General features: G+C 71.2%; 13 protein-coding genes. 8 read left to right on the top strand and 5 right to left on the bottom strand.

The features are described from left to right. Window positions 1-91 precede the first annotated feature (91 nt). Window positions 92-901 carry a GntR family transcriptional regulator gene (locus OG588_RS39425; protein ID WP_405951408.1) on the top strand — a complete coding sequence of 270 codons (810 nt, stop codon included), beginning with the start codon at window positions 92-94 and terminating at the stop codon, window positions 899-901. A gap of 130 nt (window positions 902-1,031) precedes the next feature. On the opposite strand, the gene OG588_RS39430 is transcribed toward OG588_RS39425, so the two are convergent. The 3 genes from OG588_RS39430 to OG588_RS39440 form a co-directional block, all read right to left on the bottom strand. After that, window positions 1,032-1,538 carry a DUF2231 domain-containing protein gene (locus OG588_RS39430; RefSeq protein ID WP_405951409.1) on the bottom strand — a complete coding sequence of 169 codons (507 nt, stop codon included), beginning with the start codon at window positions 1,536-1,538 and terminating at the stop codon, window positions 1,032-1,034. Window positions 1,539-1,610: 72 nt separating this feature from the next. Next, a complete protein-coding gene (locus tag OG588_RS39435) occupies window positions 1,611-2,387 on the bottom strand; it encodes a hypothetical protein (RefSeq protein WP_405951410.1) in 777 nt (258 codons plus the stop codon). A 117-nt stretch (window positions 2,388-2,504) separates the two neighbouring features. Further along, the gene (locus OG588_RS39440; protein ID WP_405951411.1) at window positions 2,505-4,178 is read right to left on the bottom strand and encodes a PucR family transcriptional regulator; all 1,674 of its coding nucleotides are present in this window, start codon (window positions 4,176-4,178) and stop codon (window positions 2,505-2,507) included. 302 nt (window positions 4,179-4,480) lie between these two features. Between OG588_RS39440 and OG588_RS39445 the strand changes: the two genes are divergently transcribed. The 5 genes from OG588_RS39445 (at window position 4,481) to OG588_RS39465 (ending at window position 11,183) form a co-directional block, all read left to right on the top strand. Beyond that, the gene (locus tag OG588_RS39445; RefSeq protein WP_405951412.1) at window positions 4,481-5,371 is read left to right on the top strand and encodes an FAD binding domain-containing protein; all 891 of its coding nucleotides are present in this window, start codon (window positions 4,481-4,483) and stop codon (window positions 5,369-5,371) included. Further along, a complete protein-coding gene (locus OG588_RS39450) occupies window positions 5,371-5,964 on the top strand; it encodes a (2Fe-2S)-binding protein (protein WP_405951413.1) in 594 nt (197 codons plus the stop codon). The genes OG588_RS39445 and OG588_RS39450 overlap by 1 nt, the downstream gene beginning before the upstream one ends. 1 nt (window position 5,965) lies before the next feature. Beyond that, a complete protein-coding gene (locus OG588_RS39455) occupies window positions 5,966-8,371 on the top strand; it encodes a xanthine dehydrogenase family protein molybdopterin-binding subunit (RefSeq protein ID WP_405951414.1) in 2,406 nt (801 codons plus the stop codon). 155 nt (window positions 8,372-8,526) lie between these two features. Beyond that, window positions 8,527-9,987 (top strand): NCS2 family permease, encoded by a 1,461-nt coding sequence (locus OG588_RS39460; RefSeq protein ID WP_405951415.1) that lies wholly within the window; start codon window positions 8,527-8,529, stop codon window positions 9,985-9,987. Window positions 9,988-10,031: 44 nt separating this feature from the next. Further along, window positions 10,032-11,183, top strand: coding sequence for an XdhC family protein (locus OG588_RS39465; protein ID WP_405951416.1), 1,152 nt, complete (start codon window positions 10,032-10,034; stop codon window positions 11,181-11,183). A 10-nt stretch (window positions 11,184-11,193) separates the two neighbouring features. On the opposite strand, the gene OG588_RS39470 is transcribed toward OG588_RS39465, so the two are convergent. Then, a complete protein-coding gene (locus OG588_RS39470; RefSeq protein WP_405951417.1) occupies window positions 11,194-13,323 on the bottom strand; it encodes a protein kinase domain-containing protein in 2,130 nt (709 codons plus the stop codon). A gap of 146 nt (window positions 13,324-13,469) precedes the next feature. Here OG588_RS39470 and OG588_RS39475 point away from each other — a divergent pair, with 146 nt between their 5' ends. Next, on the top strand, window positions 13,470-14,111 hold the full coding sequence (locus tag OG588_RS39475) for a LysE family translocator (protein WP_405951418.1): 642 nt from the start codon (window positions 13,470-13,472) through the stop codon (window positions 14,109-14,111). A gap of 35 nt (window positions 14,112-14,146) precedes the next feature. On the opposite strand, the gene OG588_RS39480 is transcribed toward OG588_RS39475, so the two are convergent. Beyond that, window positions 14,147-14,587: an SRPBCC family protein gene (locus OG588_RS39480; RefSeq protein ID WP_405951419.1), complete on the bottom strand. Its 441-nt coding sequence runs from the start codon at window positions 14,585-14,587 to the stop codon at window positions 14,147-14,149. Between the two features lie 202 nt (window positions 14,588-14,789). Between OG588_RS39480 and OG588_RS39485 the strand changes: the two genes are divergently transcribed. Next, window positions 14,790-15,800, top strand: a complete 1,011-nt coding sequence (locus OG588_RS39485) for a DUF2278 family protein (RefSeq protein WP_405953314.1) — start codon at window positions 14,790-14,792, stop codon at window positions 15,798-15,800. Window positions 15,801-15,852: the final 52 nt, after the last annotated feature.

A 15,852-nucleotide genomic window follows, 5' to 3' on the forward strand; every position in this document is an offset into this window, starting at 1 on the left:
GAACTAGTCCGATCTGCGCCTAAGGTGCTTGACGGACGAGTAACAAGACGCCGTAATGACCCCAAGTACCGACACGTCCGGAGGAGGACCCGTGAAGCAGGGCACGCAGGCTTCCGCCGGGACGGGTGTTCCGGACCCGCGTACGACGCGAGGGGCCTGGGTGCCGCCGCAGCAGCGCGCCGCCGACGTGGACCGGGACCGGGATCTCGGGGACGGTGCCGGTGCCGTGCGCGGTGAGCACACGCACAGCGAGACTCCGATCCCGCGGCCCCGCGCGGTCGTCCAGCGTTCCTCCGTGCGCGGTCAGATACTCGACGCGCTGCGCACCGCGCTCGTCGGCGGCGAACTGACCCCCGGCGAGGTCTACTCCGCGCCCGCGCTCGGCGATCGGTTCGGCGTCTCCGCCACCCCCGTCCGCGAGGCCATGCAGCAACTCGCCGCCGAGGGTGCCGTCGAGGTCGTACCGAACCGGGGCTTCCGGGTGATCGAGCGGGGTGCCCGCGAACTCGCCGAACTGGCCGAGATCCGCGCCCTGATCGAGGTGCCGGTGATGCTCCGGCTCGCCCGTACCGTGCCCGCCGCCCGCTGGGCCGACCTGCGCCCGCTGGCCGAGGGGACCGTCCGCGCCGCGTCCTCCGGTTGCCGGGCGACGTACGCCGAGTCCGACCGGGCCTTCCACTGCGCCCTTCTCTCCCTCTCCGGGAACGAGCAGCTCGTCCACATCGCCGAGGACCTGCACCGGCGCGCCCAGTGGCCGCTGGTCGGCGGCCCCGTCACCCGCGGACGGGCCGACCTCGCGGCGGACGCGGCCGAACACCTCGCGCTCCTGGAAGCCTTGGTCGCGGGGGAGTGGGACGTGGCGCAGTCACTGGTGCGGGAGCACTTCGCGGGAGCCTCCTGAGGGGCTGAGGCCTGTCCGGCGGATCAGTTCTCAGGAGAGCCAGGAAGGCCAGGGAAGCGACGGCACGCCGTCAGCGCCGGAGACGGGCGTGCCGCGCCCCGCGTCCGCGACCTGATCCGCCGGACAGGTTCTAGCGGTCCTCGCCGCCGGTGGCGGTCTTCGAGAAACCGTTCTGCCAGGCGGCCTTCGCGCCGGAGTCACCGATGCGGTAGACGTCGACGACTGCGCCCGCGGCCACCACGACGGACAGCACGGCGGCCGCCACCCGGATCACCGGGCCGACCGGTGCGGACCGCGGACCGGCCTCCGGCGCGGGCCTGCGGCCCACGGTCCACCACACCGCCGCGGCCAGCAGGAACACGCCGCCGGCCCACGGCAGCAGCCCGTCGCCGAGCTCGGCGTGGCGGCGCACCAGGGAGCTGCTGCCGACGTGCCGCTCCAGCCACTCCCCGGCCTGGGTCGTCAGGGGCACGCTCACCAGGGCGACGAGCGCCATGAGCGGAAGCACCAGGCCGAGCCGCCGCGCCGCCTGTGGCCACACCGCGCAGACGACCAGTGCCAGCGCGCTGAGCGGCACGAGGACGACGACGAAATGGACGAGCAGGACATGTGCGGGCAGGCCGTTGATGAGGCTCATCGGGGGCGCTCCTCCTGTGATCGGGCGCGCCAGACTCGCACAGGAAGTTCTCAGGTTCCTCTGAATCGCCGCTCAGGCCGCACCCGGCGCCGGCACCGCCAACTGCCGTGCCAGCCACGTCGGTACGCCCCCGAGCAGCCGGAACAGCCGCCGCGCCTCCTCGCGCAACCGGGATGCCTCCGGCTCGGCCTCCGCGTCCGCGAGTGAGGCGAGAGCCGGTGCCGTGCCGACGAGGTAGCCCAACTCCTCCCGGATCCGCAGGGATTCGGCGAAGCCGTGCCGGGCCTCCGCCAACTCCCCGTCCCGCAGGGCCAGTCCGGCCAGGTGGCGATGGGTGAACGACAGCAGCAGCGGGTCGGCCTGGTCGGCGGCCCCCGCGTGCGCACGCCGGTACGCGGCCCGCGCGGCCTGCGGCGACCGCGCCAGGTTCTCCGCGACCAGCCCCCGCCGGAAGTCCAGCAGCGCCCGCCCCGCACCGTCCGGCGGGATCAGGGCCGCCGCCCGCCCGAGCGCGGCCCGCGCCTCGTCGGCCCGGTCGCGCACCGAGTGCAGGGTGGCCGCGTAGGCGAGGTACCCGCGCTCACAGGCCGCCGCGCCCCGCTCGTCGTCACTGTGGGCCAGCGCCTCCGCCGTACGCAGCGCGTCGTCGGCCTCCTCCCAGCCCTGCTCGGTGTAGAGACACCGCTCCACGAGCAGCGCGGTCCGCTGGAGGGCAGGTGCCGCGGTATCGGGCCGCAGCAGCGCCGCTGCGTCGACCCAGCAGGCCCGCGAGCGCAGCCGCCACACCGCGGTCTGGAGGGGATCGTCACCAGCGGTCGTTCCGTTCCCAGACATGGCGGAATGCGCCACGTTGCCCTCCCCGAGCACACCATTGAGCTGTTGAGTGGTGGCCGCATCTCAGCACGAATCCCGGCGCCCGGCCAAGGGGGTGGGTGAAGGAATTCACAAAGTCGTGGGATCTTCGGGTCAGCTCATCCGCAGTGCCAGGAAGAAATCCAGCTTGTCCTCAAGGCGCGAGAGGTCCCGACTCGTCAACTGCTCGATCCTGCCGACCCGGTAGCGCAACGTGTTGACGTGCAGGTGCAGCCGGCTCGCACAGCGCGTCCAGGATCCGTCGCACTCCAGGAACGCCTCCAGCGTCGGAATCAGCTCCGCGCGGTGCCGCCGGTCGTAGTCCCGCAGCGGGTCGAGCAGCCGCGCGGTGAACGCCCGCCGCACGTCGTCCGGCACGAAGGGGAGGAGGAGGACGTGCGAGGCCAGCTCCTGGTGCCCCGCCGCACACACCCGCCCGGGCCTGGCGGCGGCCACCCGTCTCGCGTGCCGCGCCTCCTCCAGCGCCCCGCGCAGCCCCTCCGCCGAGTGCACGGCAGCGCTCACCCCGAGCGTGACCCGCCCATCGTCGTCGAGCCCCGCCGACAGCGGATCCCGTACGGCTTCCAGCAGCACGTCCGCGTGGATCCCGGCCTCGGAGCCGTCGTGCTCCGCCGACACCGCGGGCAGCGGTACGAGCGCGATCGCCTCGTCGCCCGAGTGGGCCACGGCGATCCGGTCGGAGGGCTCGGGGCCGGTCGCCAGCGGGTCGACCAGGATCTCCTCCAGGAGTGATTGCGCGACCGGCCCGGCCTCGATGTCCGCGCCGTCCCACTCGACCCGGGCCACGATCACCTGCCAGTGCGGCGCCGCGCCGAGCCCGGGCAGCAGCACGGGAGCGGCGACCCGTAGGCGCGCGGCGATCTCGGACGGCGCGGCACCCGTCTGGACCAGCTCCAGGACCTCCTGCGCGAGCCGTCTGCGGACCGTGCGCGCCGCGTCCCGCCGGTCCCGCTCGACGGCGATCAGTTGCGTGACGCCCTGGAGCAGGTCCAGCCGCTCGTCCGGCCAGTCCCCGGCATCCGCCTCGACCGCGAGCAGCCAGTCCGACAGCACCGTCTCGCGCACGTCCCGCGAGCCCTGCGCGGACCGCCCGCCGCCGCGGATCGGGAAGAGGGAGTACGTCGAGCCGCCCAGCGCCAGCCGGTGCGGTCCCCGGCGACCCGTGCGGGCGGCGGCCAGCTGCTCGGCGGCCAGTTTCGCGCACACGTCGACGGGCAGCGCGGGCCCCGACACCTTCGAACCCGCGATGAGCCGCCCGGTCGGCGACAACACCCACGCCCGCAGATCCAGGTCCGAGCCGAGCAGATCCAGCACCACGTCCGGGCCGCCCCCTGCGGGGCCCGAGGTCATCATCCGGCGGTGCCGGTCCACCACGGCCGCGAGATCACCGGCCCGCTCACCGGACACCTGCCGTACGACATGCTCGGTGATCGTCGCGAACGCCACCGACTCGTTGACCGCGAACAGCGGCAGCCGGTGCCGGGCGCAGGCGGCTATCAGGTCGTCCGGGACGGCGCCCAGCTCGGCCTCGCCGGCGGCCAGCGCGGCCACTCCGGCGGACACCAGGAGCCGTACGAACGGCTCGGTGTCGGAGGCGTTGCGGCGCCAGGCCAGGCCGGTCAGGACCAGCTCGCCGCCCGAGAGGTAGCGGCTGGGGTCGCGCAGGTCGGTGGTCATCACCCCGCGGACCGTGCGATCCAGCTCGTCCTCGCCGCCGAGCAGCCGCAGCCCCAGCGCATCGGTGTCCAGAAGTGCGCGCAGCCGCATCGCCGTCGCCGCCGTTCTTTGTCTAGAAAACTACGATGAACCAAGAGGTGCTGTGGGTGCGGGGCTGTTTCCCACGTTTCCACAGGGAATCGGAGGGGTTACTGATGGCCTCTGTTCATATGAATCTACAAGATGCCCGCCCTGGCCAGCCAACTCCTTCATGGTTTCCGTGACTGACCCGCTCCGCGCACGGCGCTGTGTACTGACCTCACGCTGCATTAACAGCGCATGAACGAGCCGGACCCGCCGCACACGAACTGGCTTGATCCGTACGACCCACGAGACGAAGAAGAGAGCCGGTCATGGACTTCCTTCGCCCCGCCAGCTGGGAGGAGGCGCTCGCCGCGAAGGCCGAGCACCCCACCGCAGTACCGATCGCGGGCGGCACCGATGTGATGGTCGAGATCAACTTCGACCACCGTCGGCCCGAGTACCTGCTCGACCTGAACCGTATCGGCGATCTCTACGAATGGGAGGTCGGCGCGGACAGCGTGCGGCTCGGGGCCTCGGTCCCCTACACCCGGATCATGGAGAACCTGCGCGGCGAGCTGCCGGGCCTCTCGCTCGCCTCGCACACGGTCGCCTCCCCGCAGATCCGCAACCGCGGCGGCGTCGGCGGCAACCTCGGTACCGCCTCCCCGGCCGGCGACGCCCACCCCGCGCTCCTCGCGGCCGGCGCCGAGGTCGAGGCAGAGTCGGTGCGCGGCACCCGGCTCATCCCGATCGACGACTTCTACACCGGCGTGAAGCGCAACGCGCTCGCGCCCGACGAGCTGATCAGGGCCGTCCACATCAAGAAGGCGGACGGCCCGCAGCAGTACTCCAAGGTCGGCACCCGCAACGCCATGGTCATCGCGGTCTGCGCCTTCGGCCTCGCCCTGCACCCCGCCACCCGCACGGTCCGCACCGGCATCGGTTCGGCCGCGCCGACCCCCGTCCGGGCGAAGGCCGCCGAGGAGTTCCTGAACGCGGCGCTCGACGAGGGCGGCTTCTGGGAGAGCGGGAAGATCATCACGCCGTCGGTCGCCAAGCAGTTCGCGGATCTGTGTTCCGCCGCCTGCAACCCGATCGACGACGTCCGGGGCACGGCCAGCTACCGCCGGCACGCGGTCGGCATCATGGCCCGCCGCACCCTGACCTGGACCTGGGAGTCCTACCGCGGCACCGCCGCCCCCACGGAGGGAGTCGCCTGATGCGCGTCAATTTTACGGTCAACGGCCGCCCGCAGGAAGCGGACGACGTGTGGGAGGGCGAGAGCCTCTTGTACGTCCTGCGTGAGCGGATGGGGCTGCCCGGCTCCAAGAACGCCTGCGAGCAAGGGGAGTGCGGCTCCTGCACGGTCCGCCTCGACGGCATCCCCGTCTGTTCCTGTCTCGTCGCCGCCGGTCAGGTCGAGGGCCGCGAGGTCGTCACGGTCGAGGGGCTCGCGGACTACGCCCGGCAGAGGGCATGTGGTGCGGAAAAGTGTGACACTTCTGCGAAAAGTGACACACTTTCTCAGGGTGGGTCCCCGACCTGGCACCCCAAGCCGCTCGACTCGCAGACCGGCGAGGGCACCCAACTCGCCCCGATCCAGCAGGCGTTCATCGACGCCGGCGCCGTCCAGTGCGGCTTCTGCACCCCTGGTCTCCTCGTCGCCGCCGACGAGATGCTGGAGCACAACCCGACCCCGACCGACGCGGACATCCGCGAGGCGCTCTCGGGCAACCTGTGCCGCTGCACCGGCTACGAGAAGATCATGGACGCGGTACGCCTGGCGGCCGCCCGGCAGGGAGAGGCGGTCTGACATGTCTGACATCTCCGCAAAAGGCGCCCCCGTCGGCACTCCCACCAAGGTCACCCAGGGTTCGCAGACCAAGGGCGGCATCGGCGAGTCCACGCTCCGCCCGGACGGCACCCTCAAGGTCACCGGCGAGTTCGCGTACTCCTCCGACATGTGGCACGAGGACATGCTCTGGGGCCAGATCCTGCGCTCCACGGTCGCGCACGCCGAGATCGTCTCCATCGACACCGTCGAGGCGCTGAAGACCCCCGGTGTCTACGCCGTCATGACCTACGACGACCTGCCGACCGACGTGAAGAACTACGGCCTGGAGATCCAGGACACCCCGGTCCTCGCGCACGGCAAGGTCCGGCACCACGGCGAGCCGGTCGCGATCGTCGCCGCCGACCACCCGGAGACGGCCCGCCGCGCCGCCGCGAAGATCAAGGTCGAGTACCGCGAACTCCCGGTCATCACCGACGAGTTGTCCGCCACCGCGCCGGACGCGATCCTCATCCACGAGGGCCGCGACGACCACCACATCGGCCATGTCCCGCACCCGAACATCGTGCACCGCCAGCCGATCATTCGCGGCGACGTGGCGGCGGCCCGGGAGCGTGCCGACTTCATCGTCGAGGGCGAGTACACCTTCGGCATGCAGGACCAGGCGTTCCTCGGCCCCGAGTCCGGGCTCGCGGTACCGGCCGAGGACGGCGGAGTCGACCTCTACATCGCCACCCAGTGGCTGCACTCCGACCTGCGCCAGATCGCCCCCGTGCTCGGCCTGCCCGAGGACAAGGTCCGGATGACGCTGTCCGGCGTCGGCGGCGCGTTCGGCGGTCGCGAGGACCTGTCGATGCAGATCCACGCCTGCCTGCTGGCCCTGCGCACCGGCAAGCCCGTGAAGATCGTCTACAACCGCTTCGAGTCCTTCTTCGGCCACGTCCACCGCCACCCCGCCAAGCTCCACTACGAGCACGGCGCCACGAAGGACGGCAAGCTCACCCACCTCAAGGCCAGGATCGTCCTGGACGGCGGCGCCTACGCCTCCGCCTCTCCGGCGGTCGTAGGAAACGCCTCGTCGCTCGGTGCCGGACCGTACGTCATCGACGACGTCGAGATCGAGGCCATCGCGCTCTACACCAACAACCCGCCCTGCGGCGCGATGCGCGGTTTCGGCGCGGTCCAGGCGTGCTTCGCCTACGAGGCTCAGATGGACAAGCTCGCCGACAAGGTGGGCATGGACCGGGTCGCGTTCCGTCAGCTCAACGCGATGGAGCAGGGCACGATCATGCCGACCGGGCAGCCGGTCGACTCCCCGGCGCCGGTCGCCGAACTCCTGCGCCGCGTCAAGGCGATGCCCATGCCGCCCGAGCAGCAGTGGCTCGCGGCCGGAGAGGCCGCCGACGTACGGCAGTTGCCGGGAGGCCTGTCCAACACCACGCACGGCGAAGGCGTCGTACGAGGGGTCGGTTACGCGGTCGGCATCAAGAACGTCGGCTTCTCCGAGGGCTTCGACGACTACTCAACGGCCAAGGTCCGCCTGGAAGTTGTCGGCGGCGAGCCCGTCGCCGTCGTGCACACCGCGATGGCGGAGGTCGGCCAGGGCGGAGTCACCGTCCACGCGCAGATCGCCCGCACCGAGCTGGGCGTCACCCAGGTGACGATCCACCCGGCGGACACGCAGGTGGGCTCGGCGGGTTCGACCTCCGCGTCCCGGCAGACGTACGTCACCGGTGGCGCCGTCAAGAACTCCTGCGAGCTGGTCCGCGAGAAGGTCCTGGAGATGGGCCGCCGCAAGCTCGGCACCTACCACCCGGCCTGGGCCACCGCCGAACTCCTCCTGGAGGGCGGCAAGGTGGTCACCGACGGCGGCGAGGTGCTGGCCGATCTGGTCGACGTCCTCGAAGGTGAGGCCGTAGAGATCGAGGCCGAGTGGCGCCACCGCCCCACCGAGGCCTTCGACCTCCGTACCGGACAGGGCTTCGGGCACGTCCAGTACACGTTCGCCGCGCACCGCGCCGTCGTCGAGGTCGACACCGAACTCGGCCTGGTCAAGGTCATCGAACTGGCCTGCGCGCAGGACGTCGGCAAGGCGCTCAACCCGCTGTCCGTCATCGGCCAGATCCAGGGCGGTACGACCCAGGGTCTCGGCGTGGCGGTCATGGAGGAGATCATCGTCGACCCGAAGACCGCCAAGGTCAGGAACCCGTCCTTCACGGACTACCTGATCCCCACGATCCTCGACACTCCGACCATTCCGGTCGATGTGCTCGAACTCGCCGACGAGCACGCCCCGTACGGGCTGCGCGGCATCGGCGAGGCCCCCACCCTGTCGTCGACTCCGGCCGTGCTAGCGGCTATTCGGAACGCGACCGGACTGGAACTGAACAGGACACCGGTACGCCCGGAGCACCTCACGGGCACGTGACCTTTCGGGGTCCCAACCGGTGACGCCTTGGGGGGAGTTGGTCCCCCCAGGTCCCCTTTGTTCGTCTCGGGCCGTCCCCCGGGTCGTCCATCCCAAATCCCGCGCGCCGCCGAGGCGGCCGACGGGTGCCCCTGTGAACCTTGGGAGATGGCCCCATGACCCAGCAGTCAGTGGAACCCAGGACCGCCGCCGAGGACTCGGGTGAAGGAACCCGCGTCCCGGCCGGCCGGTCCTGGCTCGACCGGTACTTCCACATATCCCGGCGGGGATCGACCGTCGCGCGTGAGGTGCGCGGCGGAGTCACCACCTTCATGGCGATGGCGTACATCCTGCTGCTCAACCCCCTGATCCTGTCCGGCAAGGACGTCGCGGGGGACACGCTCGGCCAGAAAGGGCTGATCACCGCGACCGCGTTCGCGGCGGCCTTCACCACCCTCCTGATGGGCTTCGTCGGCAAGGCGCCGCTGGCCCTCGCCGCCGGTCTCTCCGTCTCCGGCGTGCTCTCCTCGCAGGTCGCCCCACAGATGACCTGGCCGCAGGCGATGGGCATGTGCGTCATGTACGGCGTGGTCATCATGCTGCTCGTCGTCACCGGCCTGCGCGAGATGATCATGAACGCGATTCCGCTCGCGCTGAAACACGGCATCACGATGGGCATCGGCCTGTTCATCGCGCTCATCGGCTTCTACAAGTCCGGCTTCGTGCACCAGGGCAAGGCGACCCCGCTCACCCTCGGCCCGGCGGGTGAACTCGCGGGCTGGCCCGTCCTGTTGTTCGCCGGCACCCTGCTGCTGATCTTCATGCTCCAGGCGCGCAACATGCCCGGAGCCATCCTCATCGGCATCATCACCGGCACGGTCGTCGCCGCGGTCCTGAACGCCGCCGGGGTCATCGACCCCCAGCAGTGGGCCAGCGGCGCCGCCCCCGAACTGCACGGCAGCGCGGTGTCCATGCCGGACTTCTCGCTCTTCGGCCATGTGGAGTTCGGTGGTTGGGGCAAGGTCGGCGCGATGACGGTCGGCATGATCGTGTTCACGCTCGTGCTGGCTGGCTTCTTCGACGCGATGGCCACCATCATCGGCGTCGGCACCGAGGCCCAACTCGCCGACGCCAAGGGCAGGATGCCGGGTCTGTCGAAGGCGCTGTTCATCGACGGCGCCGGCGGCGCGATCGGCGGCGTGGCGGGCGGCTCCGGCCAGACCGTCTTCATCGAGTCGGCGACGGGGGTAGGGGAGGGCGCACGAACGGGCCTCGCCTCGGTGGTCACCGGCCTGTTCTTCGCCGCCTGCCTCTTCTTCACTCCCCTCACCGCGATCGTCCCGCAGGAGGTCGCGTCCGCCGCCCTGGTCGTCATCGGCTCGATGATGCTGATGAACGCCCGGCACGTGGACTGGGCCGACCGCGCCACCGCAATCCCCGTGTTCCTGACGGTGGTCGTGATGCCATTCACGTACAGCATCACCGCGGGCGTCTCCGCCGGAGTCATCTCCTACGTCGCCATCAAGGCCGCCCAGGGCAAGGCGCGGGAGATCGGCGCCTTCATGTGGGGGCTCACTGTCATCTTCCTCGTCTACTTTGCTCTCAACCCTGTCGAGAGCTGGCTGGGCGTGCACTAGTCCGCCCCAACTGCCCTTCCCCGCAACCTCGTTAGGAGACCGAGATGCTGGACATCGCCGAAGAGCTGCACCGGTGGGTCGAGCAGGGCCGTGACTTCGCCGTCGCCACCGTGGTGGCCGTCGGCGGCAGCGCGCCCCGCCAGCCCGGCGCCGCCCTCGCGGTGGACACCGACGGTACGGCGATCGGCTCGGTCTCCGGGGGCTGTGTGGAGGGCGCGGTCTACGAACTGTGCCAACAGGCGCTGGCGGACGGCGAAACCGTCCTCGAACGCTTCGGCTACAGCGACGAGGACGCCTTCGCCGTCGGCCTGACCTGCGGCGGAGTCATCGACATCCTCGTCACACCGGTACGGGTCGGCGACCCCGCCCGCCCGGTGATCACCGCCGCCCTGTCGACCGCGACGAGCGGCGGCGCGGCGGCCCTGGCCCGGATCGTCTCGGGCCCAACTCCCTTGCGGGGCCGCGCGATCGTCGTCCACCCCGACGGCTCCTACGACGGTGGCTTCGGCGCCCACCCCGAACTGGACCGTACGGTCGCCGCCGAGGCCGGTGCCTATCTGGACGCGGGCCGCACCGGCACCGTCGAGATCGGCGAGCAGGGCTCCCGCTGCGGGGCCCCGCTCACGGTCCTGGTCGAGTCCTCGGTACCGCCGCCCCGGATGATCGTGTTCGGCGCGATCGACTTCGCCTCCGCGCTGGTCCGCGTCGGCAAGTTCCTGAACTACCACGTGACGGTGTGCGACGCCCGCCCCGTCTTCGCCACCCGGACCCGCTTCCCCGACGCCGACGAGATCGTCGTCGAGTGGCCCCACAAGTACCTGGGGCGCACGGACGTCGACGCCCGCACGGTCCTGTGCGTCCTGACCCACGACGCCAAGTTCGACGTACCCCTGCTCCAGCTCGCGCTGCGCCTCCCGGTGGCGTACGTCGGCGCGATGGGCTCCCGGCGCACCCACCTCGACCGCAACGATCGGCTGCGTGAAGTCGGCGTCACGGAGATGGAGTTGGCACGGCTGAGGTCCCCGATCGGGCTCGACCTCGGCGCCCGTACGCCCGAGGAGACGGCCCTGTCGATCGCCGCGGAGATCGTCGCCAACAGGCGTGGCGGCACCGGCATCTCACTCACCGGCGCGCATACGCCGATCCACCACGACGCGACATCGCTGCCCGCCGGACGGATCGGCTCGGTGGCCTGAGCGGCGCGGTTCAGCGCTTCGCGGGCGGCCGTACCGAGAACGCCGTGTCGCCCGCCACGGCCACGATCGCGTCCTTGACGAGTACGGCGTACGGCGCGGTGTCGTCCGTCGAGTCGCCGGCGTTCGCCAGTGCGGACGTACGCCACTCGACGGCTCCGGTGCTCCGGTCCAGGGCGAGCAGACGGCCGAACTGGTTCGAGAAATAGAGCCTGTTGAACTTCGCCGACAGCACCGGCGTCGACAGGTTCTCGGTGTCCGTCCCCCGCTGCCAGAGCCGCTTGCCGTCGGCCGCGCGGACGGCGGTGACCGTGCCGTTCGGGCGGACGAGGTAGATCACGTCCTTGACCAGGGTGGCCGTGCCGCGAGTGGCGGCGGGCAGGGCGATCCGCTGGATCGCGCCGGTGCTCGGGTTCACCCGGTCGAGGGCGGTGTACAGCTGGTCCGGGCCGCTGCCGAAGACCTCCGGCGCCAGCTTCGGCACGAGGAACAGCGCCCGGCCCTCGTCGATGCCCAATGGCAGTGCCCCCGTGGGAAGTTCGGCGATCTTTCGCTGCGCGCCGGTGGCGGGGTCGAGGCGTACCAGGATGAAATCGCCCTGGGAGGGATCGTCCTCGACCGTGCAGACGGCGTAGGGGGCGCCGCCCAGCGCCGTCGGAGTGCAGGAGTTCCCGAGGTTCGACCAGATGGGGGCGCTCCACAGCCGGCGGCCCGACGCGTCGTAGGCCACGAACTTCGTCGCGTCCGTGTCCATCGCCAGGATCCCGCCGTCGAACAGGACGGGGTCGGTGTCGTCCCTGATCGGGTGGATCCACAGCCGGGCCCCGGTCTTCGCGTCCAGGGCGACCAGGCGCCGGGTGATGAAGGTGTCGTTCGAGTCGGGCTTGACGTAGGTGTAGACGCGCCCGTCCCGGACGCCGATGGGGAGCGAGGTCTCGGGGCTGCTGCCCGACCGCCAGCGGACCCGGCCCGAGGCGGCGTCCAGCGCGGTGACCGTGGCGCCCGTACCGGCGCAGTACACGGTGGTGCCGCCCGCCAGGCAGCCGGATTGGGTGTAGTCCAGGGGATCGCCGGTCTGGGCGGTGAGCAGGCTCGCCCGCCATGGCTTCCAGCCGGTGGGCAGCGCCACGGCGGCGGGGGACGCGGAGGACGTGGACGCGGCGGGTGTGCCCGAGTCCGTGCCGCCGTCCGACAGCCAGTGCAGGGTCGTGAGGCCGAGAGTGGTGACGGCGAGCGCCGTGGCGAGGGTGATGACGAGTCGCCGGGGTCGGCGTGTTCGCGGGAAGCCCGCCACCGTGGCTGACCCGGACCCGGCCATGGACCCGGACTTGGTTTCGTCCTCAGGCAGGTTCAGCAACAGGCCGTGCAGTTCGGCGAGTTGGGGACGGGACGTCGCCTCCTTGTCGAGGCAGCGTTCGGCGATGCTCCGCAGCGGCTCCGGTGCGCCGTCCAACCGTGGCTGCTCGTGCAGGACTTGATAACCCGTCAGGTACGGGCTGGCGCCGTCGAAGGGCCGGTTGCCGGTGGCCGCGTACACCAGCAGGGAACCCAGCGAGAAGACGTCGGAGGAGGCGGTGACGTCTCGGGGCGCGGCGAACTGCTCGGGAGACATGAAGGGCGGCGTGCCGATCAGCCGGCCGGTCACGGTCAGGGCCTGGTTGTCGGCGGCGCGGGAGATGCCGAAGTCGATGACGCGAGGCCCGTCCTCGGCGAGCAGGACGTTGCTCGGCTTCAAGTCCCGGTGCACGACGCCCGCTTGATGGATGTCCCGCAGCGCCTCGACCAGCCCCAACGCCAGCGTGCGCAGCGCCCGCCCGGCCAACGGGCCGTCCTTCTCGACGGCTTCGGCCAGGGTGCGGCCGGGCACGTAGAGCGTGGCCATCCAGGGGGCTTCGGCGTCCGGATCGGCGTCCACGACGGGGGCGGTGAACGCTCCGCTCACCCGGCGGACGGCCGCGATCTCCTGCCGGAAGCGGGCCCGGAACTCCTCGTCCAGCGCGTACTGCGCGTGCACGACCTTGACCGCGACCTGCCGTCCCGAGGCCGACCGCCCGAGATACACGACGCCCATCCCGCCGCTGCCGAGCCGGTCGAGCAGCGTGTAGCCGCCTATGGTCTCCGCGTCCCCGGGGCGAAGCGACATCCGCCGGTCACCTTTCCTGATTCCGTTGCCCGGAAGGGCCGTTCAGGACCATCACACTAGAGCGTTCGCGACTGCCGCCGGACATCGAGATCGGGCCGCCCGGAAATGAGTTGCGGGCCCGGGGTGCCCCGATCTTCCATGGGCCCATGGTGTCCACCGACCGACTCGTCGCCTTCGCGGCCCTGTCCTTCCTGCTGATCATCGTCCCCGGCCCCAGCGTGCTGTTCGTGATCGGACGGGCGCTGGCCCATGGCCGCCGGGCCGCGCTGACCACCGTGCTCGGCAACACGCTCGGCGCCTATCTGCTCGTCGTGGCCGTGGCACTGGGCATCGGTTCGCTGGTGGAGCGCTCGGTGCTCGTCTTCACGGCGCTGAAGCTCGCCGGCGCCGCGTACCTGGTGTACCTCGGAGTGAAGGCGTGGCGTCAACGCGGTTCGCTGCGGGCCGCGTTCGCCGGGGAGGAGGTGGCCCCGCACAGCGGGCTGCGCACCCTGTGGGAGGGGTTCGCGGTCGGGGTGGCCAACCCCAAGACGATCGTGTTCTTCGCCGCCGTACTGCCCCAGTTCGTGGACCGCGAACAGGGCCATGTCACCAGCCAGATGCTGCTGCTCGGCCTGGTCTTCAACCTCATCGCCGTGGTCTCCGACAGCGTGTGGGGCCTGATCGCCGCCACCGCGCGCGACTGGTTCGCACGCTCACCGCGCCGACTGTCCGCGGTGGGCGGCATCGGCGGCCTCACGATGATCGGCCTGGGAGTGACGGTCGCGGCGACGGGCCGGAAAGACTGACGCCGTAGGGCTCACTCCGCAAAGACGGGACTGCGCTACGACCGCCGCAGCAGCCCGTTCACCGCCCGCCCGAACATCGACCGCGCCGCCCACTCCAGCGGCCGGTCGAAGAGGCGCGGCAGGAAGCTGACCGCCAACTCCTCCTCCCACACCACGCGGCTACGGCCCCCCGGTCCCGGCCGGACCTCGATCTCCGCCCAGCCGGTGACGACCCGCCCCCGCTTCTCCAGCCGTACCAGACCCGGCTCGTCCTGCGTCGGCGGTCGCCACACGGTGACCTCCATCCGGTCGTCGAAGGCGAACGGCCCGAGACCCGAGCGGGCCACGAAGACCGTGCCCTCGCCGGTCGGTGGCGGCGTGACCACGGTGACCCTGGTCAGCGGGACCACGTCGGCATGGCGTGGCCATTCCGTCAACCGGCGCCACGCCTCCTCAAGGGGAAGCGGGGCTGTGCGTTCGAGACGGAAGTTGACCATGTGTGGATCGTAGAGAACGCTTCTTGATCGACGGTACTTTCACCGGCGGCTCACACCCTTGGCCTAGCGGTTCACAGGTACGCCGACGTACACCGGACGGCCGCCCCGAGTTTCCCCGCGTCCCGGCCGGAGCGGGCGCCTCCCCCCTACGCTTTCCCTCATGGGCGGGCATCCCGCCTGCCCGCAGGGGGAGTTGGTCGTCATGCCACTGAAGGCCTACGGCGTATTGATCACGCGTGCGGTGGACACGAGGCGCGAGGGCGCCGCCGGGACACCGCACTACCAGATCCATCTCACGGACGACTCGGGCACACATTTCCGGGCCGCCGTGAACGTCCTGTCCGCCGAGCAGCCCTCCGAGCTGCTCTACCTCGTCAGTGAGGACTTCCACCACCCGGTCACCGCCCGCCTGGAGGGCCTCCCGAGCGGCTGGAACACCCTGCTGCCCGGACCCGGCGGCCCGAACCTCGACTTCGTGCGCGGCAACCTCTTCGACCCGGCGCAGCTGCGCACGCTCCCGCCGGACGCGAGCGGCCCCGACAACGACCTCGCCGACCTCCTCGACCACTACGTACGACGCGCGGTGGACGACCCGGAGGCCCGGCTGTACGTCTTCGGCGAGCGCTTCGGCCCCGAACCGACCGTCAAGGACAAGGTGTTCGGCTTCCTGCCGGGCAACGGCGTCCACGACATCCACATGAACCAGGGCAACAGCCGCCGCTTCAGCGGTGACGACGGGGTCTGGCAGGACGGCGGCCTCCTCATCCACTTCCCGGCGCAGTCGCGCTGGGTCGGCATCTTCCTCGCCTTCCAGAGCCAGTCCTGGCACACCGACGACACCACCGGCCACACCCTGGAGGACACCGACGGTTCGCGCCCCGACCCCGGCAGCCAGCCCGTGCGGATCGTGGCGGCCCTGGTCAACCCGCGCGGCCCGGCGCCCGAACCGGAGAGCGTCACCCTCCTCAACGCCTCGCCCGATCCGCTGGACCCGAGGGGCTGGCGCGTCCGAGACCGACTGGGCCACTCCTGCGCGGTACCGCCCGGCCCCCTCGCCCCGGGCGCCACCCTGCTCGTCCCGCTCACCGACGGCGTCCAACTCGGCAACCAGGGCGGCGAGATCACCCTCCTCGACGCGAACGGCCTGAAGGTACACGGCGTCTCGTACACCGCCGACCAGGCCGCGCGGGAGGGGTGGACAGTGGTGTTCTGACCAACTGGGCCGCCCTGCACGGAAGTTCCCTACCGCACCCGCACACCCCTAC

The organism is Streptomyces prunicolor, from assembly GCF_045162825.1.
GTDB lineage: Bacteria > Actinomycetota > Actinomycetes > Streptomycetales > Streptomycetaceae > Streptomyces > Streptomyces prunicolor.